Genomic DNA, 505 nt, shown 5'->3' on the forward strand with positions numbered 1-505 from the left:
CGACAACTGGCCTGGCTGCACAGCTGATTCGGTGTCTGCCATCTCTTCCTCGGCCATGTCGGTGATACTGGCACACCAAAACCCTCACCTGCAGTGCCGCCCGGCACAGAGCGGGTAACGCCCTCCCATCGAGGGCGTAAAGCGTGTACCAGGCATGCGCGGGTACGCGCGGGGGTGTGAACGGGGTAGGAGAAGCGAGCCGCGATGGAACCGGCCCCGGTGGGTGAGGACAGCGCGGTACCGGACGATGAGGTCATACAGACCACGGTGGCCCTGGAAGGCGCCGGCACGTGCATCGCGAAGGCTCGTCACCTCGCCGCCGGCTTCCTCACGCGTGTCCAGGCTGAGTACGGCCTGCCGGTCTCGCAGCGCGCCATGGACCTCACCCAGCTGGTGGTCAGCGAACTGGTCACCAACGCCCGCAAGTACGCGCCGGGCCCGGTGCTGCTGGACCTGCGCATCGTCGGCGACGCGGTCGAGGTGGTGGTCTGGGACGGCGATCCGG

1 protein-coding gene is annotated in these 505 nt (G+C 67.9%); it reads left to right on the forward strand.

What is annotated here, in order from left to right; genetic code table 11:
• Nucleotides 1–204: 204 nt before the first annotated feature.
• Nucleotides 205–505, forward strand: a 301-nt coding sequence (locus ACLJPL_RS34180) for an ATP-binding protein (RefSeq protein ID WP_411084828.1), incomplete at its 3' end; no start/stop codon positions are given.

This window comes from Streptomyces sp. cmx-18-6, from assembly GCF_046548915.1.
Lineage (GTDB): Bacteria > Actinomycetota > Actinomycetes > Streptomycetales > Streptomycetaceae > Streptomyces.